Source organism: Methylorubrum podarium (assembly GCF_040270385.1).
In the GTDB taxonomy this organism is placed as follows: domain Bacteria; phylum Pseudomonadota; class Alphaproteobacteria; order Rhizobiales; family Beijerinckiaceae; genus Methylobacterium; species Methylobacterium podarium.
The window spans coordinates 23,533-46,422 of record NZ_JBELQE010000101.1; the positions used below are offsets into that span (position 1 = coordinate 23,533).

The 22,890-nt window shown below is 68.6% G+C and carries 21 protein-coding genes and 1 pseudogene; 10 read left to right on the top strand and 12 right to left on the bottom strand.

The window, feature by feature from the left end:
- Nucleotides 1–159: 159 nt before the first annotated feature.
- From ABS772_RS19665 to ABS772_RS19685, 5 genes are read right to left on the bottom strand one after another with little or no spacing between them, the layout of a single operon-like run.
- Complete coding sequence (locus tag ABS772_RS19665) at nt 160–1,101, bottom strand: cation diffusion facilitator family transporter (protein WP_003596846.1); 942 nt, start codon at nt 1,099–1,101, stop codon at nt 160–162.
- Nucleotides 1,102–1,143: 42 nt separating this feature from the next.
- Complete coding sequence (locus ABS772_RS19670) at nt 1,144–1,686, bottom strand: hypothetical protein (RefSeq protein ID WP_003596842.1); 543 nt, start codon at nt 1,684–1,686, stop codon at nt 1,144–1,146.
- Nucleotides 1,687–1,713: 27 nt separating this feature from the next.
- Nucleotides 1,714–2,067 (bottom strand): hypothetical protein, encoded by a 354-nt coding sequence (locus ABS772_RS19675; protein ID WP_003596841.1) that lies wholly within the window; start codon nt 2,065–2,067, stop codon nt 1,714–1,716.
- A 5-nt stretch (nt 2,068–2,072) separates the two neighbouring features.
- Nucleotides 2,073–5,321, bottom strand: coding sequence for an efflux RND transporter permease subunit (locus ABS772_RS19680; protein WP_003596840.1), 3,249 nt, complete (start codon nt 5,319–5,321; stop codon nt 2,073–2,075).
- Between the two features lie 11 nt (nt 5,322–5,332).
- Complete coding sequence (locus ABS772_RS19685; RefSeq protein ID WP_003596839.1) at nt 5,333–6,706, bottom strand: efflux RND transporter periplasmic adaptor subunit; 1,374 nt, start codon at nt 6,704–6,706, stop codon at nt 5,333–5,335.
- 387 nt (nt 6,707–7,093) lie between these two features.
- On the opposite strand from ABS772_RS19685, the gene ABS772_RS19690 reads away from it, so the two are divergent.
- A complete protein-coding gene (locus ABS772_RS19690) occupies nt 7,094–7,588 on the top strand; it encodes a hypothetical protein (protein WP_244471485.1) in 495 nt (164 codons plus the stop codon).
- Between the two features lie 223 nt (nt 7,589–7,811).
- Here the strand turns inward: ABS772_RS19690 and ABS772_RS19695 are convergent, their stop codons facing one another.
- On the bottom strand, nt 7,812–8,075 hold the full coding sequence (locus ABS772_RS19695; RefSeq protein ID WP_003596834.1) for a hypothetical protein: 264 nt from the start codon (nt 8,073–8,075) through the stop codon (nt 7,812–7,814).
- A gap of 278 nt (nt 8,076–8,353) precedes the next feature.
- Here ABS772_RS19695 and ABS772_RS19700 point away from each other — a divergent pair, with 278 nt between their 5' ends.
- On the top strand, nt 8,354–9,049 hold the full coding sequence (locus ABS772_RS19700; RefSeq protein WP_012455875.1) for a YoaK family protein: 696 nt from the start codon (nt 8,354–8,356) through the stop codon (nt 9,047–9,049).
- An 8-nt stretch (nt 9,050–9,057) separates the two neighbouring features.
- On the opposite strand, the gene ABS772_RS19705 is transcribed toward ABS772_RS19700, so the two are convergent.
- Both ABS772_RS19705 and ABS772_RS19710 read right to left on the bottom strand, forming a co-directional pair.
- On the bottom strand, nt 9,058–10,389 hold the full coding sequence (locus ABS772_RS19705) for an ATP-binding protein (RefSeq protein WP_003596830.1): 1,332 nt from the start codon (nt 10,387–10,389) through the stop codon (nt 9,058–9,060).
- Complete coding sequence (locus ABS772_RS19710; RefSeq protein WP_017484348.1) at nt 10,386–11,132, bottom strand: response regulator transcription factor; 747 nt, start codon at nt 11,130–11,132, stop codon at nt 10,386–10,388. Before ABS772_RS19710 ends, ABS772_RS19705 begins: the two co-directional genes overlap by 4 nt.
- Nucleotides 11,133–11,657: 525 nt before the next feature.
- Between ABS772_RS19710 and ABS772_RS19715 the strand changes: the two genes are divergently transcribed.
- Complete coding sequence (locus ABS772_RS19715; RefSeq protein WP_003596828.1) at nt 11,658–12,062, top strand: flagellar basal body rod C-terminal domain-containing protein; 405 nt, start codon at nt 11,658–11,660, stop codon at nt 12,060–12,062.
- Nucleotides 12,063–12,121: 59 nt separating this feature from the next.
- On the opposite strand, the gene ABS772_RS19720 is transcribed toward ABS772_RS19715, so the two are convergent.
- The 3 genes from ABS772_RS19720 to ABS772_RS19730 all read right to left on the bottom strand — a co-directional run bounded on the left by ABS772_RS19720 (nt 12,122) and on the right by ABS772_RS19730 (nt 14,332).
- A complete protein-coding gene (locus tag ABS772_RS19720) occupies nt 12,122–12,808 on the bottom strand; it encodes a ZIP family metal transporter (RefSeq protein ID WP_003596827.1) in 687 nt (228 codons plus the stop codon).
- 7 nt (nt 12,809–12,815) lie between these two features.
- The gene (locus ABS772_RS19725) at nt 12,816–13,772 is read right to left on the bottom strand and encodes a cation diffusion facilitator family transporter (protein WP_003596826.1); all 957 of its coding nucleotides are present in this window, start codon (nt 13,770–13,772) and stop codon (nt 12,816–12,818) included.
- Nucleotides 13,773–13,909: 137 nt separating this feature from the next.
- Complete coding sequence (locus ABS772_RS19730) at nt 13,910–14,332, bottom strand: MerR family transcriptional regulator (protein WP_003596825.1); 423 nt, start codon at nt 14,330–14,332, stop codon at nt 13,910–13,912.
- Between the two features lie 64 nt (nt 14,333–14,396).
- Between ABS772_RS19730 and ABS772_RS19735 the strand changes: the two genes are divergently transcribed.
- The 3 genes and pseudogenes from ABS772_RS19735 (at nt 14,397) to ABS772_RS19745 (ending at nt 17,819) form a co-directional block, all read left to right on the top strand.
- Nucleotides 14,397–16,535 carry a heavy metal translocating P-type ATPase gene (locus ABS772_RS19735; protein ID WP_003596824.1) on the top strand — a complete coding sequence of 713 codons (2,139 nt, stop codon included), beginning with the start codon at nt 14,397–14,399 and terminating at the stop codon, nt 16,533–16,535.
- Between the two features lie 225 nt (nt 16,536–16,760).
- Nucleotides 16,761–17,189 carry a MerR family transcriptional regulator gene (locus ABS772_RS19740; protein ID WP_026105497.1) on the top strand — a complete coding sequence of 143 codons (429 nt, stop codon included), beginning with the start codon at nt 16,761–16,763 and terminating at the stop codon, nt 17,187–17,189.
- A 163-nt stretch (nt 17,190–17,352) separates the two neighbouring features.
- Nucleotides 17,353–17,819, top strand: a pseudogene (locus ABS772_RS19745) (VIT1/CCC1 transporter family protein).
- A 68-nt stretch (nt 17,820–17,887) separates the two neighbouring features.
- Here the strand turns inward: ABS772_RS19745 and ABS772_RS19750 are convergent.
- A complete protein-coding gene (locus tag ABS772_RS19750; protein WP_238229976.1) occupies nt 17,888–18,439 on the bottom strand; it encodes a helix-turn-helix transcriptional regulator in 552 nt (183 codons plus the stop codon).
- On the opposite strand from ABS772_RS19750, the gene ABS772_RS19755 reads away from it, so the two are divergent.
- The 4 genes from ABS772_RS19755 (at nt 18,432) to ABS772_RS19770 (ending at nt 22,887) form a co-directional block, all read left to right on the top strand.
- On the top strand, nt 18,432–19,409 hold the full coding sequence (locus ABS772_RS19755; protein WP_003596818.1) for a DUF6634 family protein: 978 nt from the start codon (nt 18,432–18,434) through the stop codon (nt 19,407–19,409). The two genes, ABS772_RS19750 and ABS772_RS19755, sit on opposite strands and share 8 nt — an antisense overlap.
- A 133-nt stretch (nt 19,410–19,542) precedes the next feature.
- Nucleotides 19,543–20,817: a metallophosphoesterase gene (locus tag ABS772_RS19760; RefSeq protein ID WP_003596816.1), complete on the top strand. Its 1,275-nt coding sequence runs from the start codon at nt 19,543–19,545 to the stop codon at nt 20,815–20,817.
- A gap of 244 nt (nt 20,818–21,061) precedes the next feature.
- Nucleotides 21,062–22,021 (top strand): metallophosphoesterase family protein, encoded by a 960-nt coding sequence (locus ABS772_RS19765; RefSeq protein ID WP_003596815.1) that lies wholly within the window; start codon nt 21,062–21,064, stop codon nt 22,019–22,021.
- A gap of 350 nt (nt 22,022–22,371) precedes the next feature.
- Nucleotides 22,372–22,887, top strand: coding sequence for a hypothetical protein (locus ABS772_RS19770; RefSeq protein ID WP_238257619.1), 516 nt, complete (start codon nt 22,372–22,374; stop codon nt 22,885–22,887).
- Nucleotides 22,888–22,890 lie beyond the last annotated feature (3 nt).

Consider the following 22,890-nt stretch of genomic DNA (forward strand, 5'->3'; position numbering starts at 1 on the left):
CAGGAAGCCCAGGAGCAGGAAGCACACCGCCAGCACCTTGACGAGGTCGCGTCCCGCCCGCCTTCTGACGTGCGGACGGGCACGACGCCTGCCGCGCGGCTTGGACTCCCATCTCTCGATTTCCCGGGCCAGCTTCTTGCCTACCATGGCCGCGCCGCCTCAGACGGGAAGGTGCGGGAACTCCGCGGAGAGTGCCTCGTCCTCGACCTGGACGGTGACGTGCTCGATGCCGTGCCGCTCCTTCATTAGGCCCCGCACGGCACGGATCACCGCCGGCCCGCCGGCGACGTCGTCGACCACCACGTGCCCGCTCATCGCGTCGAAGCCCGACGTCAACGTCCAGGCATGCAGGTCGTAGGCGCGGCGCACCCCCGGCATCGCCTCGATCTCGGTCTTCAGGGCGGCGAGGTCCACGCCGGGAGGCGTGCCCTCCAACAGGATGTGAAGGGCTTCGCTCAGCAGTCGCCAGGTCCGGGGTACGATGAACAGGCCTATGCCGGCGCCGATGAGAGGATCGACCCAGGTCCAGCCCGTGCCCATCACCACGAGGGCCGCGAGGATGACGCCGACCGAGCCCAGCATGTCCGAAAAGACTTCGAAGTAGGCGCCCTTCACGTTGAGGCTCTCGGACGAGCCGCCCGACAGCAGCTTCATGCTGGCGAGGTTCACGCCCAGCCCAACCAGCGCCACCAGCATCATCGGCCAGCCGAGGATCTCGGTCGGCTCCACGAAGCGCCGATAGGCCTCGTAGAGGATGTAGGCGGTGACCCCGAGCAGCACGACGGCGTTGGCGAGCGCCGCGAGGATCTCGAAGCGCATATACCCGAAGCTCTTGCCCGCCGTCGGCGCCTTGGCCGCGTAGTGAATGGCGAGCAACGCCAGGGCGAGGCCGCCGGCGTCCGTGACCATGTGCGCGGCATCCGCCAGGAGCGCGAGGCTGCCGGTGAGCAGGCCGCCGACGACCTCGGCGAACATGTAGGTCAAGGTCAGCCCGAGCGCCCAGGCGAGGCGTCCCTTGTTGCGGGCCGCAGCCGAGCCCGAGGGAATGCCGCCGCCGTGCGAATGCCCATGGCCGCCGCCGTGTGCGTGTCCGTGTCCCATATGCCGATCCCAGGTTTGCGATGATGTGTCCGACCGCGGGTTTCAGGGCGCGATTCCGCCGATCAGGTCGGCCACGTGTGCGCCAGCCGGATGCCCGGCCTCGACGTGGTGCGTCCCGGAACAGGCCTGGTATCCGGGGCCGAACGTCGTCATGACGAGTTCGCGCCGTCCGTCCGCGGTTTCGCGGCTGGCCAGCAGCGCCTGCCCACCGGGCCAGAGTTCCGCATCCGCCGTCGGTCCCGGCTCGGGTTCGCCGTAACGGCGAACGCCTTCGTCGTGGATGGCCCGACGCGCTTTCGCGAGGTCGTCGCCGGAGAGTGGCACGCCGACCCAGACCACCTGCTGCAGCCCCTCGGTCCGGCAGATCACCAGGATGACCTCGGCCGTCCCGGGTCCCGTGGCCGGCCGCCAACCCTGCGGGTAGTACAGGGCCGTCAAGTTCGCCTCGCGGTCGACCTTCAGCGGACGGGGCACTTCGGAGAGCGGTCCCCACGCAAGGCCGAACGGCGCCTCGCCCGCATCGGCGGCGAGGGCCGGGACGACCGCGAATGCGGCCGCGTGAAGGACGCGCAGGTGCCACCTCATCGCTCGGTCTCCCGTCGGACCCGGTTCCTAGGACGCGGGTCCACGCAGTCGGTGGTAGAGGGCACGAACCGCGTCCGAGTAATCGGTGGCCGGATTGGCCGCGCAGAACGTGCGTAGGAAGTCCGCCTGGGCGGCCAAGGGCATGGAGGGCGGCGCGAGGTCCAAGCCCTCGTCGACCCCGTCCGGCGCCCGGATCAGCGCGCCGCTCATGAACCCCTGCGCCCAGGCGAAGTAGTCGCGCTCCATGGCTGGCTGCGCCGCGGCATCCGCGCCGAACCGGGCACAGGAGGCGGCACCGATGCCGACGATCTTGGTCGGCTCGGCCTGAACGGCCATGGTCAAGCCGAACCACACGAGCATGCCCGACCGGACCCTTCCCATCGGGGCTACTCCGCCGCCTTGAGTTGGCGAGGAACCGACGGCGCCGGGCGCTCAGCCGCTGCCGTGGTCTCGACCCTGCCGAAGCGCGCGTACAGGGCCGGCAGGACGACCAAGGTCAGCAAGGTGGCGCTGATCAGGCCACCGATGACCACGGTCGCGAGCGGCCGCTGGATCTCGGCGCCGGTTTCCGTGGCGATGGCCATCGGCACGAAGCCGAGCGAGGCGACGAGCGCCGTCATCGCCACCGGCCGCAGCCGGATCATGGCGCCTTCGAGGATGGCCTCGCGCTTGGGCCGTCCCTCGGCGACGAGTTGCTTGATGAAGGTCAGCATCACGAGGCCGTTCAGCACCGCCACGCCCGAGAGCGCGATGAACCCGACCGCCGCCGGCACCGAGATGGGCATGCCCCGCAGCCACAGCGCCGCGATGCCGCCGGTCAGGGCCAGGGGCACCGCGCTGAACACCAGCAGGGCGTCCCGGGGCGAGCCCAGCGCCGAGTAGAGCAGCAGGAAGATGAGGAAGAAGCAGACCGGCACCACGATCATGAGACGTTGCTTGGCGGAGGCGAGGTTCTCGAACTGGCCACCCCAGGTGACGTAGTAACCGGACGGAAGCTGGACCTGTGCGGCGACCTTTCCTTGCGCCTCCGCCACCAGCGAGCCGATGTCGCGGCCGCGCACGTTGGCCGTCACCACGACCCGACGCTTGCCGTTCTCGCGCGAGATCTGGTTCGGCCCCTCGGTCACCGAGAACGACGCCACCTGCTTGAGCAGGACCGAACTCGCCCGTCCGTTCAGCCCCGGAGGAAGCGGCACCGGGATGTTCTCCAATGCCTCGCGGTCCTCGCGCACCTTGTCGTTCAGGCGCACGACGATGGGGAAGCGCCGGTCGCCCTCGAACACCACGCCGGCATCCTTGCCGCCGATGGCCGCGCCGATGACCTCCTGGATGGCGCCGACGCTGAGCCCGTAGCGGGCGGCCTCGGCCTTGTTGATCTTGATTTCCAGGAACGGCAGGCCGGCGGTCTGCTCGACCTTGACGTCCTCGGCCCCGGTGATGCCGCGCAGCACCTGGGCGACCTGATTGGCCGCCTTGAGCATCGGCTCGAACTCCTCGCCGAACACCTTCACGGCGAGGTCGCCGCGGGTGCCGGCCAAGAGCTCGTTGAAACGCAGCTGGATCGGCTGGGAGAACTCGTAGACGTTGCCGGCGAGTTCGCCGACCGCCTTCTCGATCTGCTCCTGCAGGTCCGCCTTGGACAGGCTCGGGTCGGGCCATTCCTCCTGAGGCTTCAGGATGACGAAAGTGTCCGACGAGTTCGGCGGCATCGGGTCCGATGCGACCTCCGCCGTGCCGGTTTTCGAGAAGACGTAGGCAACCTGCGGGAATTTTGACACGGCCTGCTCGACCTTCAGCTGCATCGCTTGGGACTGGGTCAGCGAGGTCGAGGGGATGCGTGTGGCGTTGAGCGCGATGCTTTTCTCGTCGAGCTGCGGGATGAACTCGGTGCCCAGGCGTGTGGAGAGGATTCCCGCACCGACGAGGAGCAGGAGCGCTCCGACGACGAAGGCGACGGGCGCGCGGACCGCAGCGGCCAGCACCGGGCGGTAGGCTGCCTTGAACGCACGGATGATGAAGTTGTCTTCCTCGGTGACCTTGCCGGTGATGACGATGGAAATCAGGGCGGGCACGAAAGTCAGCGAGAGGACGAAGGCGGCCACGAGCGCGATGATGACTGTCAGCGCCATCGGCTCGAACATCTTGCCCTCCACCCCGGTGAAGGTCAGGAGCGGGACGTAGACCAGGATGATGATGGCCTGCCCGTAGAGGGAGGGCTTGATCATCTCCTCGGCCGAGGCCCGCACCGTCTGCAGGCGCTCCTCGGTGTCGAGGCTCCGCCCGAGTTCGTGCTGCTTCTCGGCGAGGTGCCGCAGGGCGTTCTCGGTGATGATGACCGCCCCGTCGACGATCAGGCCGAAGTCGAGCGCGCCGAGGCTCATCAGGTTGGCCGAGATCTTCGCCTCGACCATCCCGGTCATGGTCATCAGCATGGCGACCGGGATGACGAGCGCCGTGATGATGGCCGCGCGGATGTTGCCGAGCAGCAGGAACAGGATGACGATGACGAGGGCGGCGCCCTCGGACAGGTTCTTGGCCACGGTCTTGATGGTGGCTTCGACGAGGCGGGTACGGTCGAGGACGGTCTGCACCTCGACCCCCGGCGGCAGCGACTTGCGGATCTGCTCCATGCGTGCGTCGACCGCGGCGGCGACCTTACGGCTGTTGTCTCCGATCAACATCAGGGCCGTGCCGATCACGACCTCCTGGCCGTTCTCGCTGCCGGAGCCGGTGCGCAAGTCCTTTCCGATGCGGACCTCGGCGATGTCCCGGATGCGCACCGGGACGCCGGCACGGGTGGCGACGACCACGTCGCCGATCTCGTCCATGCTCTCCAGGCGCCCGGCGGCGCGAACGACGTAGCCCTCGCCGTTGTCCTCCAGGTAGCGGGCGCCCTGGTTGGCGTTGTTCGTCTCCAGGGCGCGGGCGACGTCACCGAAGGACAGGTCGCGGGCGGCGAGCTTCGTTGGGTCCGGCTGGACGTGGTACTGCTTCTCGAAGCCGCCGATGCCGTCGATGCCGGCGACCCCCGGGACCGTCTTGATCTGTGGGCGGATGATCCAGTCCTGGACCGTGCGCAGGTAGGCGGTCTGCTCCAGTTCCGTCCTGAGGCTCTGACCTTCCGGCGTCAGGTAGCTGCCGTCCGGCTGCCAACCGGGCTTACCCGCGGCCGAGACCTGGCGCTCGCCCGGCTTGGCGTAGTGGATCGACCACATGTAGATCTCGCCCAGGCCGGTCGAGATCGGGCCCATGGCGGGCTCGGCGCCGGGCGGCAGGTCCTGCTTCACCTGCGAGAGGCGTTCGGCGACCTGCTGGCGCGCGAAGTAGATGTCGAGCTTCTCCGCGAAGACGGCGGTGACCTGCGAGAAGCCGTTGCGCGAGAGCGAGCGGGTGTATTCCAGCCCCTTGATGCCCGCGAGCGCGGTCTCGACCGGGTAGGTGACCTGCTTCTCGATGTCGACGGGCGAGAGCGAGGGCGCGGTCGTGTTGATCTGGACCTGGTTGTTGGTGATGTCCGGGACGGCGTCGATGGGCAGCTTGGTCACGGCATAGCCACCGAATCCGGCCGCCAGCAGCGACAGCAGCAGCACGAGCCAGCGCTGGTGGACGGAGAAGTCGAGGATCTTCGAAATCATGGCCCGTCCCCTCAATGCGCGTGGTCGGCTTCGCTCTTTCCGAGCTCGGCCTTGAGGAGGAAGGTGTTGCCGACGGCGATGGCCTCGCCGGGCTTGAGACCCGAGGCGACCTCGTAGGCGTCGTCGTCGGAGCGCCCGAGTTCGACCTCGCGCTTCTCGAAGCCCTCGTCTGTGCGGACGAAGACGACGCGCTTGCCCTCGACGGTCTGGAGGGCCGCCTTGGGCACGCTCACCGGAACGGCATCCCGCGAGATCTCGACCTCGGCGGTGACGTAGGTGCCCGGACGCCAGGCCATGTCCTTGTTCGGCAGGGCGACGATGACCTTGGCGGCACGCGTGTCGGCGGTGAGGAAAGGACTGACGAAGACGACCTTGCCCTTCTCGTGCTGCACGCCGCCCTCCTGGCCCGGCGCGACCGTGACGGACGCGCCTTCCTTGACCTTGGCGAGTTCCGAGGTCGGAACGGCAAGTTCGATCCACACCGTTGAGAGGTCGGCGACGGTGTAGAGGTCGGAAGGGTCGCCTTCCTTGCCCACCGCGGTGCCGACGTCGACCTTTCGCTCGACGATGCGCCCCGACATCGGCGAGCGCAGTTCGTACTGGCGCAGGCTCGACAGGTTCGGGGTGGTCTCGTCGCGCTTGGCCAGCTTGGCCACCGCCGTCGCGTCGAGCCCCAGCGCCGACAGCTTCTGCCGCGCCAGATCCTGGCGCAGCGTCGCCTCGGAATAGACCGCCTTGGCATTCAAGAAGGCGCTCTCGGCCGAGATCCGCTTGTCCCAGAGCGCCTGCTGCCGTTCGAAATTGGTCTTCTCCAGGTCGGCCTTCACCGAGGCGGTGAGGTACTCGCTCTTGGAGTCCGCGACCTCGCGGCTATCCAGGACGGCAACGACCTCGTCCTTCTTGACGGCGTCGCCCAGGCGCTTGCGCATCTCGGCGACGGTGCCGACGACCCGGGCAGGGACCCGCGCGATCCGGTCGGTGTCGGGCGTGATCGTACCGGGCACCAGGATATGGCGAGACAGCATGGCGCCCTCGGCTTTGGCCACCTTGATGTCCTGGTTCTCGATCTGCTCGGCGGTCATTTTGACATGACCTTCCTCGCCTTCGGCCTCGGAGTGGTCATGCTCGCCTTGGGTCTGCTCGGCCCCGGGCTTACTGGCCGGCTTGCCGTGACCGTGACCGTGTCCGTCGCCCGCGGCGTGGCCCGCCTCGCCGGGGGAAGCCTCGGCGGAATTCGCGGCGGTGGGGCCGCTGGCGAGGTTGAAGACGGTCGGCGGCAGGCCAGCCGATATCAACAGCCCCTGGACGAAGCCGGAGACGGCGGGAACCGCAGCGCCCACGAGGACGCCGACGGCCAGGATGAGGGCGGTCAGGATGATGCGCATGATGCCTGCTCGGGCGTGCCGGAAGCCGATGACGGACATGCCGGACAATCGCGGTCGGTGACGTGAGGAGACGGCTCGGGTCGGTCGGACCCGGGTTCGTGACGCGCCGCCTTCGCGGCGTCACCTCAGGCGCGCGGCGGCCTTGGCAGGCGGTCGGGAGAGACCGAGGGCATCCTCTCGGACAATCTGGCGTAGGAGGGGCGCGTTCCGTCGGGGAGCGGGGCATCGCCGGCGACGGTCGTGCTCAAGGCGACGTGGCAACCGCAATGGACGTGGTCGGCTGACCCGGGGTCGGAGGCATGATCCAGGCCAGACACCGTATGCGGGACGAGCGAGAGTTCGCTCCTGTCATGGCCTTGACGGCCCTGGTGAGAGACAAGGTCGTCCATGAGACCGGCGCCGGGCATCGCGATGGCCAGCGCCAGGACGAGCGCGAGGGCGGCGGTTGCCCACCACCCCGTCATCGCTCCGAAGCTCATATGGCGCCGCGCCGAAGTCATCACCGTCCTTATCTGCGATTCCGAGGCTGTGTCGCAAGCTGCGGTCGCCCGTTGTGGTGAAGGCTTCCCTGGTCGGAGGATACTGAATGGTCGCTTCACGCCCCGTTCAAAGCCGTCGGCAGAGCCTTGTGCGACCAGCAAGGAATTTTCGTCCATGAAACGTCGCTTGATCACCCTGACGACCGCTGCCCTCGCATCGGTCCCCATGACCGCGTCGGCCCAACATTACGGCTACGGACCACCTCCCCACCATCATGAGGAGGTGCGCCGCCACCATCACGGCGACCACGACCACGTGGAGGTTCGTCGCCATCATCACGACGACCGGGACGAGAACCGCCACGGCTTTGAGCGCCACGATCACCGCGAGTTCGACGACTGAACGTTTCGGTCGACCGAACCAAGGCGGACGCCCGCCCCGACTTGCGTCGAGGCGGGCGTTTCCACGATGCGTGAGGGGGCTGTATCGCACCGTGAAAAGTCGTCCGGGCAAGGGGACGCCGCGAGCGCGTAGCCGAGGCCCGTTGCCAGGAGCGCGAAGACGACGAGCAGGGGCAGCAATCGCATCGCGCGTCTCCCGCTCATCGTGTCACCTCGTGGGAAGCTTACTTCTTGCCGGGCTTATCCTGGCTGTGCCCGTGCGCGTGGCCGTCGCCTTCGCGGTGCGCGGGCTTGCCGTCCGGGCCTTTCTCCTGCGCCTCCCGCACCCGCGGATCGTCACGGTGGGCGGGTCCGCCGGAGACGTCGCCCGAGTTCGGGACGCTGCGCTCCGGATTGGAGGCGTTGCCGTGCCCGTCGACCGCGAGGGCGGGCGTGGCCGCTCCGGCCAGCATCGCGGCGGTGAGAACGGCGGCAAGCGTACGCTTCATCGATCTGTATCCCTTCCATCGGCCACATCGGCCGCTTGAGGAGTGGAGATAGCCGACCCGTTTGACTGCCGTTCGCCGCGTTCGTGACGAAGTGTGTCAGGCGCGCGTGCCGACACACTTCGTCAAGGTCGAGCAAAGCCTCGGCCATGGGGTCGACGTATCCCTACCGGCTCCCCGCAGGACCGGACGCCGGGTCGAACGCGACCCCGGCGAGATCCGACGCGGCAGCGACAGGTGGCCAAGTGGACAGATCTTTCCCGTCGAGACCCGAGACCCGCGTGCCCCTGGCCGTCGCGCTGGCATTCCTGGCGGGTTCGGCCGACTCGATAGGCTTCCTGGAACACTCTCAACTGTTCATGTCGTTCATGAGTGGGAACACGACCCGGTTCGGCGTCGCGGCCAGTTCCTTCGATTGGTCGGGCGTCACCAGGTTCGGCAGCACCATCGCGCTGTTCTGCTTCGGTGCGTTCGCCGGCACCCTTGTTGCGGCTTGGGCTGGGCGGTGGCGTCTTTCGGTCCTGCTCGGCGCGCAGGCCGTCCTGCTGTCCATCGGCAACCTCCTGCCGGAAGCTTCCGATGCGTTTCCTCTTCATGCCTATCCCGTCGTCCTTGCCCTCGGCATGCTGAATGCGACGCTGCAGGATGAGGCCGGGCGGAGCCTCGCCCTGACCTACGTCACCGGAACCGTCGTACGTTTCGGGACCGGTTTGGCGAACATGGTCCTGCACAAGCCCGCGCCGTCGTTCTGGCTCCAGGCACCGCTTTGGGCGGGCCTGACGCTTGGCGCGGTCGCCGGCGGCTTCATCCAGAAGGCCCTTGGTCCCGATGCCTTCCTCGTTCCGGCGGCCCTGTCCGCGTCGCTGGCTGTCGCAGGCATCATCCTCACGGTGGCACTGCCTGGGAGCGGCTATGTCTCGAACGAGCGGTCGGCGCAGCCGGACGCGCACCCCGACGCACCGGCGACCGCCCGGTAGGCCGCGTCTCAATCGCGTCCCTTCGCCCTCGGCAGGCGGATCTCGGCCCGCAGGCTGCCCTCTGGCCGGTTCGACAGGACGAGCGTGCCGCCGTCCGCCTCGACCGCGCGCCGGGCGATGGTCAGTCCGAGCCCCGTCCCGCCCGTGTTGCGGTTACGCGACCCCTCCAGCCTGGTGAAGGGCTGGAAGGCCCGGGCGACGTCCTCCGGCGCGATGCCGGGGCCGTCGTCGTCGATGCGCACCACCAGGGTCGCCTCTTCGATCTCGATGCCGACCCGGACCCGGATCCCGTAGCGCACACCGTTGTCGACAAGGTTCTCGACCGCGCGGCGGAAGGCAACGGGACGTACCGACGCCAGCGCCCGGCCGGGGCCGTCGTAGCCCACCTCGCGGCCCACGTCCGCGGAGGCGTCGGCGACGCTCATCAGCACGCTCGCCACGTTGACGACCTGCCGTGCTTCCGGGTCGGCTTCGCCACGCAGGTACGACAGCGTCGCGTCGATCATGGCCTGCATGTCGTCGAGGTCGGCAGCCATGGCACGGCGGTCCGCAAGGTCATCGACCTTGTCCAGGCGAAGACGGAGCCGGGCGATCGGCGTGCGCAGATCGTGCGAGACCGCCGCCAAAGCCTGCGTCCGTTCCGCGACGAGGCGGTGGATGCGCCCTTGCATCGCGTTCAGCGCCCGACCGATCCCGCGCGTCTCGTCCGGTCCGACCTCAGGCACGGACACGACCGTACCGTGCCCGATCCGGACGGTGGCGTGCGTAAGTTCCCTGAGCGGGCCGGCGATCCGGTGCACCAGCACGACGGCGGCGACGCCGACCAGGATCGCCATCGCGGTGGCGAGGTACGCCCAGGGTGCAAGGTGGACCAGGTGAGGCGAATGGGCGGACCGGAAGGTCAGGAAACTGCCGTCCGGCAGCGGGAAGGCGCCGCGCAGGTCCTGTTGGTGCAGCGGCTCGTCCGGCGCCGCCAGGGCGAGCGCCAGACCTGGGCCGAGCACGGGCTCGATCTCCAGGACGCGTTCGCGCAGATCGCGCAAGGCGGGGTCTGTCTTGCCCGTCTCGGCGGATTCCCCCCGCTCCCAGCCTATCTCGAAATGACCCGACGAGAGGGCTTTTGCCTCGATGCCGCGCTCCCCCGGCGGTCGCCGCAGTACCGCTTCCCGCGCCAAGACGAGCTGTCGCGCCACTTCGTTCGCGAACGCCTCGTCGGCCGCGGCCGACGCCGACTGACGGTACAGCAACAACGCGCCCCCGTGGACCACGAGTACCGCCAGCAACAGCACGGCGACGGTGCGCCCCTCCAGGCTGCGGGCAAGATCGACCAGTTGTTTCACGCCCGCTCGACCTTGGCGGCCATCATGTAGCCGGAGCCGCGAACCGTCTTGATCACGGGGAGCGTGCCCTCGGGCGGTTCGAGCTTGCGCCTCAGGCGGCTGACCAGGGTGTCCACGCTACGGTCGGACGGGGCGGCGAGCCGTCCGCGGCTCATCTCCAGGATCTGCTCGCGGCCGAGCACGCGCCCGGGATGCTCTAGGAACACCATGAGTAGGTCGTGCTCGGCCCCCGAGAGGTCTACGGCAGCCCCCCCGGGATCGGTCAGCTGCCGGCTGCGCAAATCGAGCCGCCAGCCGGCGAAGGTCAGAACCTGTGCCCTCTCCGCCGCGGTGGCGGCCGGCGCGATGGTGGTCCGACGCAGCACCGCGCGGATGCGGGCAAGGAGTTCCGGCCGGCCGAACGGCTTGGCGACGTAGTCGTCGGCTCCGAGTTCGAGTCCGAGTACCCGGTCCGCCTCCTCGTTGCGGGCGGAGAGCATGATGACCGGCACGGTGCCCTTGCTGCGCAGCGCCCGCAGCAGATCGAAGCCGGAGGCGCCGGGCAGCATCACGTCGAGCAAGACGAGATCGACCGACTTCCCGGGCAGAAGCGACCACATCTCGGCGCCGCTGCGGCAACCGGTGACGCGGTAGCCGCTCTCCCTCAGGAGTCGCGTGACCAACACCCGCATGCCGTCGTCGTCTTCGATCAGGAGGATGTGCTCCTGTGCGCAGCCCGCTCCCGGCCTGTCATCGCGTTCCATCAGCCACCGTTTCATCCATCGCCGCGGGGTCCATTGCGAACAAAGTCTCCGTCAGATTCAGATAACGCATCAGGGGACTCTCATCGAGTGGGCCACGAACGTCAATGAAGTCACTTGTATAAATTTTGCATATTTTATATTGTCGATACGACTGCTCGACCAAAAATACGACCAATTTGATTTGATAGTATGCTCTATACATAATTAAATGTAATTTACGAGGATATCAAAATTTTGAAGTCAGAAGCGGTCGATGCCGGGTGAGTACAAATCGGCCTATGGATCCGGCTGTCGCGGAGGTGCGAATGGAGCGATCCGATGCTCGTTCGCCCGATTTCCCGGAAAAGAGCTGAACGGTGGTTCGAAGACATCGCCGAATACTCCTGAATTCGGACGGGCCGGCGCTCGGATTACTCTAACACCATGAGGCGTGAATTAACCTTTTTTTAACTCTAACTCATTAGATTTGATTAACAAATTTGTGCACGCCGGGACAGGATGCCGGCAAGAGGGAGGCTGGCGGCGATGAAGGACGACATTTCCGGGCCAAGCTTGGCGTCTGCCGCCCTACGCATACATCAGGGTCGCATGCGCGTGTCGGTCGAGAATATTGCCAACGCGCGTTCCACGGCGTCCGCCCCAGACGGCGAACCCTATAGGCGCAAGATTGCAGTGTTCGAGCCGATCACGGGCAACACCGAAGAGGCACCGGCCATCCGTATCGTACGCGACAAGACCGAATTCCCGACGGTTCATAGTCCTGGACACCCCGCCGCCGATGCTGGCGGCAACCTCAAGCTTCCCAATGTCCGCCCTACGGTCGAGATGTCCGAACTTCGCTCTGCGATGCGAGCGTACGAGGCCAATCTGCGCACTATCGCGACCTTTGACGACCTGAAAGGAAAGACGCTCGCGCTACTGAAGAGCTGATGTCATCGACCCGAAAGCCTTTCGTGATGACGCATCAAACGCGGCCGGCACGTGCGCCATCAACCGACAAGCTCATCGAGCAAGAGCAATAGCAGGAAGCCTGCGAAGAACATCGCGGTCACCCATGGACGGTCCTCCGTTTCGTGTGCCTCGACCAAAAGTTCCTCCGTCACGAGGTAGAGGAGCGCAATCAGGCCGAAGGCGAGAAAGCCGCCGCGGATGGCCGCGGGCAGCGTGGCGACCGGGCCGCCGAGCAGCGCACCGAGCGGCAGCAGGACGACGAGGGCGGCGGTCAAGCCGACCACCCTGGCTTTCGAGGTTCCGCCCTCGCCGAGTTCGTTCGCGACGGTCAGGCCGAGGAACAGCACCTCGATGGTCAGGGCGACCGTAAGCAGGAAACCGGCCTTGGCGCCCGCTGCGAAGGCGATGCCGAGGACGAGCCCGTCCACCAAGATATCAATTCCGGTGACGGTCAGTAGACCGACTGGTCCTTTCACCCGACGCTCCAGAGTGCGGACCGCGAGCATGGCGGCAACACCGACGCCGCCGCCGACCAGGGTGGCCCAAGGCGATCCGGCATGCTTGAGGTCAGGCAGGATCTCGCCCGCCGCCGCGGCGAATACGACGCCTGCGGCGAAGTGCTGGATGGCGCTGACCAAGACGGGTCCCGGCCGCATGTTGACGGCGACCGCGGCGCCGAGGACGGCGGCGGCTGCCGGGATGAGGGTATAGAGCCAGGCTTGCATCGCAGGTTCAGACCACGCCGTCCGGGGCCAGGGCGCAGGCGGTCGTCTCGCTCGTCTCGACCTGCAACGTGACGTGGACGATCCCGAAGCGGCCCCTCAATTCGCGTGCGGCTCGTATAAGGAAAGCGTCGTCCGTGCCGTCCGGCCTTACGAGATGGCTCGTCAGGGCGACCTCGGTCGTGCTCATCGGCCAGACGTGATAGTCGTGGACGGCCGTGACGTCCTCCAAGCCCCGCAGATGCGCGCGCACGGCGTCAGGGTCGATGCCGGGGGGCACGGCGGCGAGCGACATCCGCACGCTGTCGCGCAGGAGTCCCCAAGTGCTCCATACGACCGCCGCGGCGATGAGTAGGCTGGTCACCGGATCGAGCCAACGCCAACCCGTCAGGGCGATAAGCAGGCCGGCGACGACGACGCCCGCCGAGACGGCGGCATCGGCGGCCATGTGCAGAAAGGCCCCCTTCACGTTGAGGTCGCCTTCGCGCCCCGATGCGAACAGCCAAGCGCTGATGCCGTTGATCAGGATGCCGATGCCCGCGACCACCATCACGGTGGTCCCGGCCACCGGTGCGGGCTCACCGAAGCGCCGGACGGCCTCCCAGGCGATGGCGCCCATGGCGACGAGGAGGATGACCGCGTTGAACAAGGCGGCCAGGATCGAGGAGCTCTTCATGCCGTAGGTGTAGCGCGGCTTAGGCGCCCGTTTCCCGAGAATGGCCGCGGCCCAGGCGACGGCGAGCCCGAGTACGTCCGAGAGGTTGTGGCCTGCGTCGGCGACGAGGGCGAGGGAATTGCTCAAGAACCCGTAGACCGCCTCGACGATCACGAAGGCGACGTTCAGACCGATGCCGACGGCGAAGGCCCTTCCGAAACCGAAGGATGCCTGAGCATTGCCGGAATGGCCGTGTTCGTGTCCACCTCCGTCACGGAGGGCACGGACGGAGCGATCTGCGTGTCCGGTCATTGGGAAATCCGCTCGGCTTCATGCCCTCGGCGGGGCGTCCGACATATGCGGCACGCCTAATTCCTCTAGCGACTGGAGGAGCAAGGGGTTTCGAACGTGGTGAGCGCATAAAATCCAATTCCGCGTGGCCGTAGGCATCAGTGAACCTCGTGCAGGCATTCACCGTGATCGGCCAGCACCTCGACGATGCGGCATTCCCGGACACTGCCCCGCGAGCATTGATCCAGCATCGCCTGGACCTCCACCCTCAACCCGGTGAGCCGCGCAATCCGGTCGTCGATGTCAGCGAGATGCCGGCGGGCGATTGCGTCTACCTCCCCGCACGGGCGTTCCGGCTGCTCGGCGAGATCGAGCAGCGCGCGGATGTCCTCGATCTCAAATCCGAGTTCACGCGCGTGCCGAATGAACCGAAGCCTGCGGACGTCGGCCGCGCCGTAGGTCCGCCGGTTGCCTTCCGTTCGGGACGCGCGCGGCAGGAGTCCGCGCTCCTCGTAGAATCGGATGGTCGGCACCTTCACGGCTGCCTGCCGCGACAATTCCCCGATTGCGATGGGCTTCAAGATATTTGCTCCTCTAGTCGCTAGAGGAAGTAGGGTCGCCTTAACCACAAGGAAGGCACCCGCCGTGACCGAAGCAGCGACCCTGGACAGGACCGACGTCCCGACGACCCGCCTGCGGGTGACCGGCATGGACTGCGCGTCCTGCGCGGCGAAGGTCGAGGCCGCCGTGCGCCGCCTGCCCGACATCGCGCAGGTGCAGGTCTCGGTGGCCGCCGAGACGCTCGCGGTGCGTCACGGACCCGGGACCGATGCGAGAATGATCGCTGACACCGTCCGCGGCCTCGGCTACGGGGCCGAGGACCCGGACGCCGTGGCGTTGGGGGATACCGCTGAGACACCTTGGTGGAGGGCGCCGAAAGCCCTGCTGGCGGCTTCCTGCGGCGCGGCCCTGGTGACAGCCTACGCGCTCGGGCACGTCGCGCCGATTACCGAGCGCTGGGCTTTCCTCGCGGCCATGGCGGTTGGGCTGGTGCCGGTTGCCCGACGAGCTATCTTGGCCGCCCGGCATGGGACGCCTTTCTCCATCGAGATGCTCATGACGATCGCCGCCGTCGGCGCGACCGTCATCGGGGCGACCGAGGAGGCGGCGACCGTCGTCTTCCTGTTCCTGATCGGCGAAGTTCTGGAGGGCGTCGCTGCCGGTCGAGCCCGGGCGAGCATCCGTGGGTTGACCGGTCTCGTCCCGGAGACGGCGCTGCTGGAACGCGACGGCACGACTGAATCTGTGCCCGCCGCGAGCCTCAAGGTCGGCGCCACCGTGCTGGTGCGGCCGGGTGACCGCGTCCCGGCGGACGGGACCATCCTCGACGGCGGGAGCGACGTCGACGAGGCGTCGGTCACCGGTGAGAGCGTGCCGAGGCGCAAGGAGCCTGGCGACGCAGTCTTCGCCGGGACGGTCAACGGCGACGGGGCGCTCCGCGTCCGGGTGACCGCGGCTGCCAAGGACAACACCATCGCCCGGGTGGTGCAGCTGGTGGAGGAAGCGCAGGAGGCGAAGGCGCCGACCGAGCGCCTGATCGACCGGTTCTCCAGGGTCTACACCCCCGCCGTCGTCGCGGTGGCCACCTTGGTGGCGGTGGTCCCGCCGCTTCTCACGGGCGGCGCGTGGGGGGATTGGGTCTACAAGGGGTTGGCGATCCTGCTGATCGGCTGCCCCTGCGCGCTCGTCATCTCGACGCCGGCGGCCATCGCGGCCGGCCTCTCGGCCGGGGCCCGGCGCGGGCTTCTCATCAAGGGCGGCGCCGTCCTGGAGCGGCTGGCCTCGGTGACGACGGTCGCCTTCGACAAGACGGGAACCCTGACGGAGGGCAAGCCCGTCGTGACGAACGTGGTGGCATTCGGGAGGTCCGAGCGGGACGTGCTGTCGCTGTCGGGCGCCCTTGAGGGTGGCTCCTCGCACCCGCTCGCCCGGGCCGTGCTGGCCAAGGCCGCCGAGGCCGGAGCGCCGGTGCCCCCGGCATTCGGGGCCCAGGCATTCGGCGGCAAGGGCATCGCCAGCAAGGTCGGGGGGCTCGACTTGTTCCTTGGCTCGCCGAGGGAAGCCGGCGCGCGCGTGCCGTTCACGCCCGATCAGGAGGAGCGGGTCTCCGGGCTCCAGGGCGAGGGTAAGACCGTGTCCGTGCTCCTCGCGAACGGGGCGGTAGCCGGGCTGCTCGCGATGCGAGACGAGCCCAGGTCCGACGCGAGGGAGGGGGTCGACCGCCTTGCGTCGCTCGGCGTCGGCGCGATCATGCTGACCGGCGACACCGCGCGGACGGCCTGGGCCGTGGCGGCCGCGCTCGGCATCGAGGTGTGGGCCGAGCTCCTGCCTGAGGACAAGCAGCGGATCGTGCGGGAGCGCCAAGCCACTGGCGCCGTGGTGGCCAAGGTCGGCGACGGCATCAACGACGCGCCGGCGCTCGCGGCCGCGGACGTCGGTATCGCGATGGGTGGGGGCGCCGACGTGGCGCTTGAGACGGCGGATGCGGCGGCCCTGCACGGACGCGTCGCAGACATCGCCCGGATGATCGAGCTTTCGCGCCGGACGCTGTTCAACATCAGGACGAACATCGCCCTGGCGCTCGGCTTGAAGGCAGTGTTCCTGGTCACGACGGTTCTAGGGGTCACCGGCCTATGGCCTGCCATCCTGGCGGATACCGGGGCAACCGTGCTGGTGACGGCAAACGCGCTGCGGCTCCTTGGAGAGGGAAGATCGAGCGCCTGAGGCCCTTCACGTTCCCACCATGGGAGGTCCCATCCGTGTGCGACGTCATCAACGGGAGAGCGTCACGCAAAGCTTCAAGGTCAAAAGGATGGGCTGCGGCGGCTTAAAACGGTCGAGTGACGGATGGCGTTCGGACAGTTCGTCGGAGCCATCCGCTTTCGTGCCCCCTTCCCATCGAGGAGGAAGGAGAGTGCAACCTCTAAGGACTGGAGGTTTGGCCGGGATATGAACATTTCAATCGGAGAGCTGTCGCGCCGCACGGGCGTGAAGGTGCCAACCATCCGCTACTACGAGGGAGCAGGCTTGATGCCGGCCCCGACCCGCACCGAGGGCAAGCAGCGTCGCTATTTGGAGACAGAGATATCCCGGCTCAATTTCATCCGTCATGCGCGCGAACTCGGATTCGAGATCCAGGCGATTCGCGAGTTGCTGGCTCTGTCCACCGAGCCGGACCGGTCCTGCGCGGAGGTGGACGGCATCGCCCGTCGACACATGGCCGAGGTCGAGCGTCGAATCGGGCAACTCGTGGCTTTGCGCGGAGAGTTGCGGCGCATGGTCGAGGCATGTGGCCACGGTCGGGTGGGGGAGTGTCGGGTGATCGAGACGCTGGCCGACCATCGACAGTGCGCGCATGAGCACGGCCGCATCTCCTGAATCCGGGACCTGCTCAGGAAAAGCCGGGCAAGCTTGCGCCGTGTCGGCCATGACGCAGCGCTGGTTTATCCGCCACGAAAGTTTCAGCTCGTGCTGCGGTCAAAGGTCTTTCGGATGAACACGTTGGGCCTGCCGACCCTCGCTGTTCTCGCCGTAGCCGTAAATAGGACCCGCACAGCACCTTATCGACCGTGCCGGCTGGCTTCGCGTCGCGGCGTTTAGCACCAACGATGGACCCGTATCGACCGCGAGCCTCAGCGTCGGCGTCGCGGTGTCCGCCACGCACAAACGGGGAGATCCTGATGGCTAGCGCGATGTCGATGGCGGTCGGGAAGTGCCCTTCGGTCAATTCCCGGTCCGAGACCGAGCGGGCCGACCGCGAGCGGCTCGAACTCACCGACGACCCCTGGCGAAGCGCCAAAATCTCGCTCGCATCTACGTCGAGCGCGGGCCCGAATACACGGAGGTAGCGGCCTCGCTGGTGTTCCTCGCCATTCTCGGCGCCCTCGGGGCGAAGGCGGGTGGTGCCGCAGTGCCGCGGGCGACGGTACAGTACAGGTGACGTTCCGGGGATCACTCGCCGTGGGCGTCACCGCAGGCATCGGGAGCCTCGTCGGCAAGGTCGTGTGACGAGGCTCGAAGGCAGGACGGGGTGAGCCTGGAACGCGCCGAGAACCGCCACCGGGGGATTTCGAGCCTCAATCCCCCTGCGACGCACGCCTGCCGCGGGCGGGGCGCGGCTTGGCGGAACCGCCCGAGGGACCCGGGTCGGAGACGATCCCGGCTTCCTGGACTCCCTGTCCGAAGGGAGCCGCCGGGACGCCCGCCTCCGTTCTCCGCCCGCTCACGATCACGCCGACGTATCCCTCGCCCGCGATGAAACGGGCGCCCGCGCCGCGAAGGGCCGCGACCAAGCGCTTCGCAAGCGCGACTCGGATCGCGATGAAGCCGTTCTCGTAGTCGTTGATCGACTTCTTCGAAACGCGCGCCAGCAGGTGAAGCTCCTGCTGGGTGAGACCGACCAGCAGGCGGGCGGCTTGGCATAGGTATCCTGGCACGGTCCGGTCCGGAGGGAAATCCGCAGCCGAGGCGAAGTCCACTCCCCGAGGCGCGTCGGGCGAGGCTTGAAAGATTTTTATAGCACAGGTATAATTGGGAACTTCAACAAGCACCGCCGACTGCCCGCCCCCGCCCGACTGATCGTCGAGCGGGAGGGCCGCTTTCCGCCTTTGGGGTTTCGCCATGATCATCGCGCTGTTCGGCGGCGATGGCCGTGCCGTTGGCACGCACGCCGCCTTCCTGATTGCCCGTGCCGCAGCCTCGGTCGGCACCGCCACGACGCTCCTGCGCGTCGTAGGCGCGCACGAATCCCGGCTGCCTCGACTCGACAGCGTGCCGGACACGCTGCGCGTTGTCGAGCTTTGCAGGGACGGTCCCTCCTTCGCAGAGGACTTCCCGCGGGAAGCGGCCGCCGATCCCGCGCGACGCCTCGTGGTGCTCGACCTGCCGCCAGGGTGGGCGGCGGACTGCCCGGTTGATCTCGGGGAATGTCCCAGGGTGATCGCCGTCGGACCGTCCGTCCTCGAACGCGCCATGGCCGTGTCCATGCTGCGCGCGACCGCGCATGCCGCCGTCCCTTGGCTGCTGGGGTGCGGTTTCCCCTCACTCGGAGCGTCCGACCGAACCGTGCGCGACACGGCGGCGGCCGCGGGCCTGGACGACACCTCGATCCGCGTGATCCCTCGCGGCCTGCCGGCTCCGCTGCGGGACGCCGCCGCCCCGGCCCATGGATCCCTGCTCGCGTCCCTGTCCGTTCGCGCTGCGCTTCGCGTGCTGAACGCGGTCGTACCCGGTGCGGTCCCGATGCCGGGGCATCCCGGCGACGTCATCGCTCCCGTCCTGGCCGGGATGGGCGAGGCGGACCGCCGCGACGCGCAGGACCGGCTCCGGGACCTTGCCGATGCCTTGGACGCCGCGGAGGACGGCGAATACCCGTCCGCGGAGGAGCTCGCCGCCGCCCCCGTCCTTGAGGAATGGGAGTTCGGGATGCGGCCGGTCGCGGCGCTCGTCGGTCGCGTCACGCACCATCCGGACTTTCCCCCAGGTCGCCGGGTCCGAACCTCGGAAGTCTACGTTTCCGACCGTCGTACCTGGGCGCGCACCTATTCCAGGCTCTACCGCCTGGGACGGCCCGCCGGTCCGCGTCCCTCCCTGCAGTAGCGCACCGTCTCCCTTTCCGTCGAGGCGGGTCGCCCCTCCCTCGCTCGAAAGGCGGAAGCCGGTCCCGCCCGTCGAGATGTGGGCGGGGGAGCCCTCGCCGCCTGTCCGGGCGGCCATGCGAGGATGTCAGGAGATGCCCGTGCACCCCCAAGGCGAACGTCGCTGGGCGCTGCCGGCGGCGGGCGGTTCGACGTCCCTCACCAGGTTGTGGCGGACGGTCGGGCCGGGCGCCCTCGCGCCCGATCTGGCCAAGCCGTTGCTGGCTGCGGCGACGGCTGCCCTCCAAGGGTCCGGTCCCTCCGTGGCCGCCTCGGAATGGGAAGACGCCCCGGCGGCGCTCCGCGACGCCCGGGCGGTCCTCGGACGATGCGGTCCGGCGCATCCCGACGTCGACGTGGTCGCCACCGCGGCGCTCGCGCTGGCGCTTCGCGGCGAAAAGGCTGCCGCGACGTTCCTCGCCGATGCGCTCGACCGTCTCGCCGCCGACGGGACGGGCGGACCGCACCATGCCCGGTTCGCCTATGCGTGGCGGTCCCGGGTGGAACTTAAGCCGGCGGGCGTCTCCGCCGGGAGCGACGACGGGGCGCCGGACCGGCTGCGGCTTCCGGGTGACGACACCGAGGGAGAACCGATGCGCCTATGGATCTTTTCGGACCTGCACATCGACATCGGGAGTCCATGGACCCCAGCCTCGATCCCCGGGGCCGATCTCGCGGTGGTCGCCGGCGACGTCGGCGAGGGCCTCGTCAAGTCAATCGCGTGGCTCGCCGCGACGGTCCGGCCGCATATGCCGGTCGCGTTCGTGGCCGGAAACCATGAATTCTACCGTCGATGCCTGCCGGACGAGTTGCAGGCGGGGCGCGCGGCCGCGATGGAGGCCGGAATTCACCTCCTGGAGAACGACACCGTCCGCTTCGGCGACGTCGTGGTCTCGGGATGCACCCTGTGGACGGATTACGAGCTCGACGGACCGGCGACGCGGGTCCCCGCCATGCGGGACGCACGCGTGGGCCTCAACGATCACCGCCTCATCGCCTGGAGCCGCAAGCCGGAGTGGCGGCGGTTCCGGCCGGAGGAGGCGCTCGCGCTGCACCTCGCGTCACGCCGCTTCCTCGAAACCGCGCTCCGGTCCGCCGCGGACGCGACGACGCGGGCGCACGTCGTGGTCACGCATCACGCTCCCGCGGCGGGGAGCGTCGCGCCGCGGTTCCTCGGCAAGCCGCTCAATGCCGCCTACGCGTCGCGGTTGGACGACCTGATCGAGGCCGGTCGGCCTTCGCTCTGGGTCCACGGGCACACCCATACGCCGTTCGACTACCGCCTCGGCGGGACCCGCGTGCTCTGCAACCCGCGAGGATATCCCGGCGAGAACCCGCGCTTCCAGCCCGGGCTGGTCGTCGAGGTCTGAGACCGCCCGGGGCGGCCGCCCCGCCCTGACTGCCTCCCGCAAGCCGAGAGCCGATGGAGACGCCCTTGCCGGACTTCGCCCGTGAGCCTCGTGCGCTAGGATGCCGGGGAGCACCTCCGCCGCATCCCATCCCGTTCCGCTCCCCGGGCTCGACCGGAACGGGATCGGCGGCCGCCGGGGGGCTACGATGACGCGGCATGTTCGCCCCCCTCGTCGTGTTCCGGGCGCCGAGGTCCCGGAGCCGTTGCCGCTTCCGTTTCGGCCCCGAGCGCGGATCGACCCGACGCCCGAGGTGCGGACGGCCTGTCCCGGACCGGCCTCCGTCGGGAGCCGAAGGGAGAACGCGAGGTTCTGGATCCTGTCCGACCTGCTCGTCGACCGCAATCCCGAGTTCCGGCTCCCCGATCCGCTTCCTGAGTTCGACGTCCTGCTGGTCGCGGGCGGAGTGGCCATCGGGCTGGACGTCGCGTTGAACTGGTTGGCGCGGGCCCTGGACGGCAGACAGGGGAACAGGCCCGTCCTGATGGTGGCGGGCAGCGCGGAGTTGTGGTCCGAGACGCCCATGGTGGAGGCGGTCGCCCGCGGCCGGGAGCTCGCCCGGGACCTCGGCATCCACCTGCTCGCCGACGACGCGGTACGCATCGGTCCCGAGGCCGGCGGCGGGACCGTGGTGGTCGGGGCGACCCTGTGGACCGACTGGTGCCTCGAAGGGAGCTTCGAGGGCCGCCTGGCCAGGGTCGCGGCCCGCCACAGCTGGGCGGATTGCCGGCGCGTCCTGCTTCGGCGGGGGCGCCCGTGGTCGCCGCTCGACGCCCTCGGGGCCCATGCAAGATCGCGGGGATACATCGAGGACGCCCTCACCAGCATCGTGTGTCAATCGCTGAACGTCGCGAGGGGACCCGGGACGCTCGTGCCCGGTGTTCGCCCCGGGGACCGCGCCGTCGTGCTCACCCACTTCGCGCCTTCACGCCGTTCGCTGCCCGACGCCTGGACGGGATGGCTCGGGGACGCCTGGCTGGCAGCCTCGCATGCCTCGGACCTGGAGGATGTCATGCACGCCTGGGGGGCGCCGACGCTCTGGGTCCACGGCCGGGCCGTCGCCCCGGCGGATTACCGCATTGGCCGGACCAGGGTGGTCGCCAACCCCTTGCGGCGTTGGGATGCGGCCGATGCCTTCGACTCAGCCTTGGTGGTCGAGGCCTGAGATGGGAACGTCGACCTACGGCCCAGGGCCGCCCGCACCAAGCTCCTCGGACAGGCCGACGGGCATCGGGAGCCGGGAAAGGTTGGGCGGGGACGGCGCCCTTCGCTGGCTTCCCGCCTCGGGCTGCCGCCGCCACGACTTTTCCCAGCCGCCAAAGACAGCAGTGGCTTGATCGTATTATATATCACAGGTATAATATAGGTATTCTCAAAAGTCGTGGCCAATTCGACAGCCGGGCCAATCGGTTTGGGGGCTGTGAAGCCGAGCCCGTCCGCCGCGCGGCGACCGCCTATTCGCCTATCGGGTCGTTCCGGCTCCCCGCGGGGGCACCGGCCGAGTTTTTCGAAAGCGTGACGGATTCGTTGACCGCCTTGGAACGGGCGGGGCTGCTGGAGGTGGATATGGCATCGGAGCCTGGCCGGGTGGTTTCGTGTTCGGTTTTGCGGCGTGCGATCCGAACCCCGCGGCGCGGCGTGCCGCCCAGGGTCGAAGCCGGCGTGGTGGCGGCTTGGCGGACGTACCCGCCTGGACGCCTCGACCGGGCGGAAGCAACGGCCCTCGCGCGGCTGCTGGCGACGACGTCGATACTCGGCGAAACGCGCTGGTCCGCGGCAAGGGACGGGGACGCGGCCGCGGCCACGGCGCTCGCCATCCGTCACGTCCGCACGTGCGGCGCGGCTTCGGTCGCGTCGGATCTCGTGATGGGCAATCTCCTGCTGATGGCCGAGCGCGGCGACGCGACCGCGCCGGCGGTCATCGCCTACGCCCTGCGCGCGCTGGCACGGCGCAGCGCCGACGAGCGCCGGCTCATGCGGCTCGCGGCGCGATGGGCGCGACCGAGGATGCGCAAGTCTCGCCGCCGCTGAACC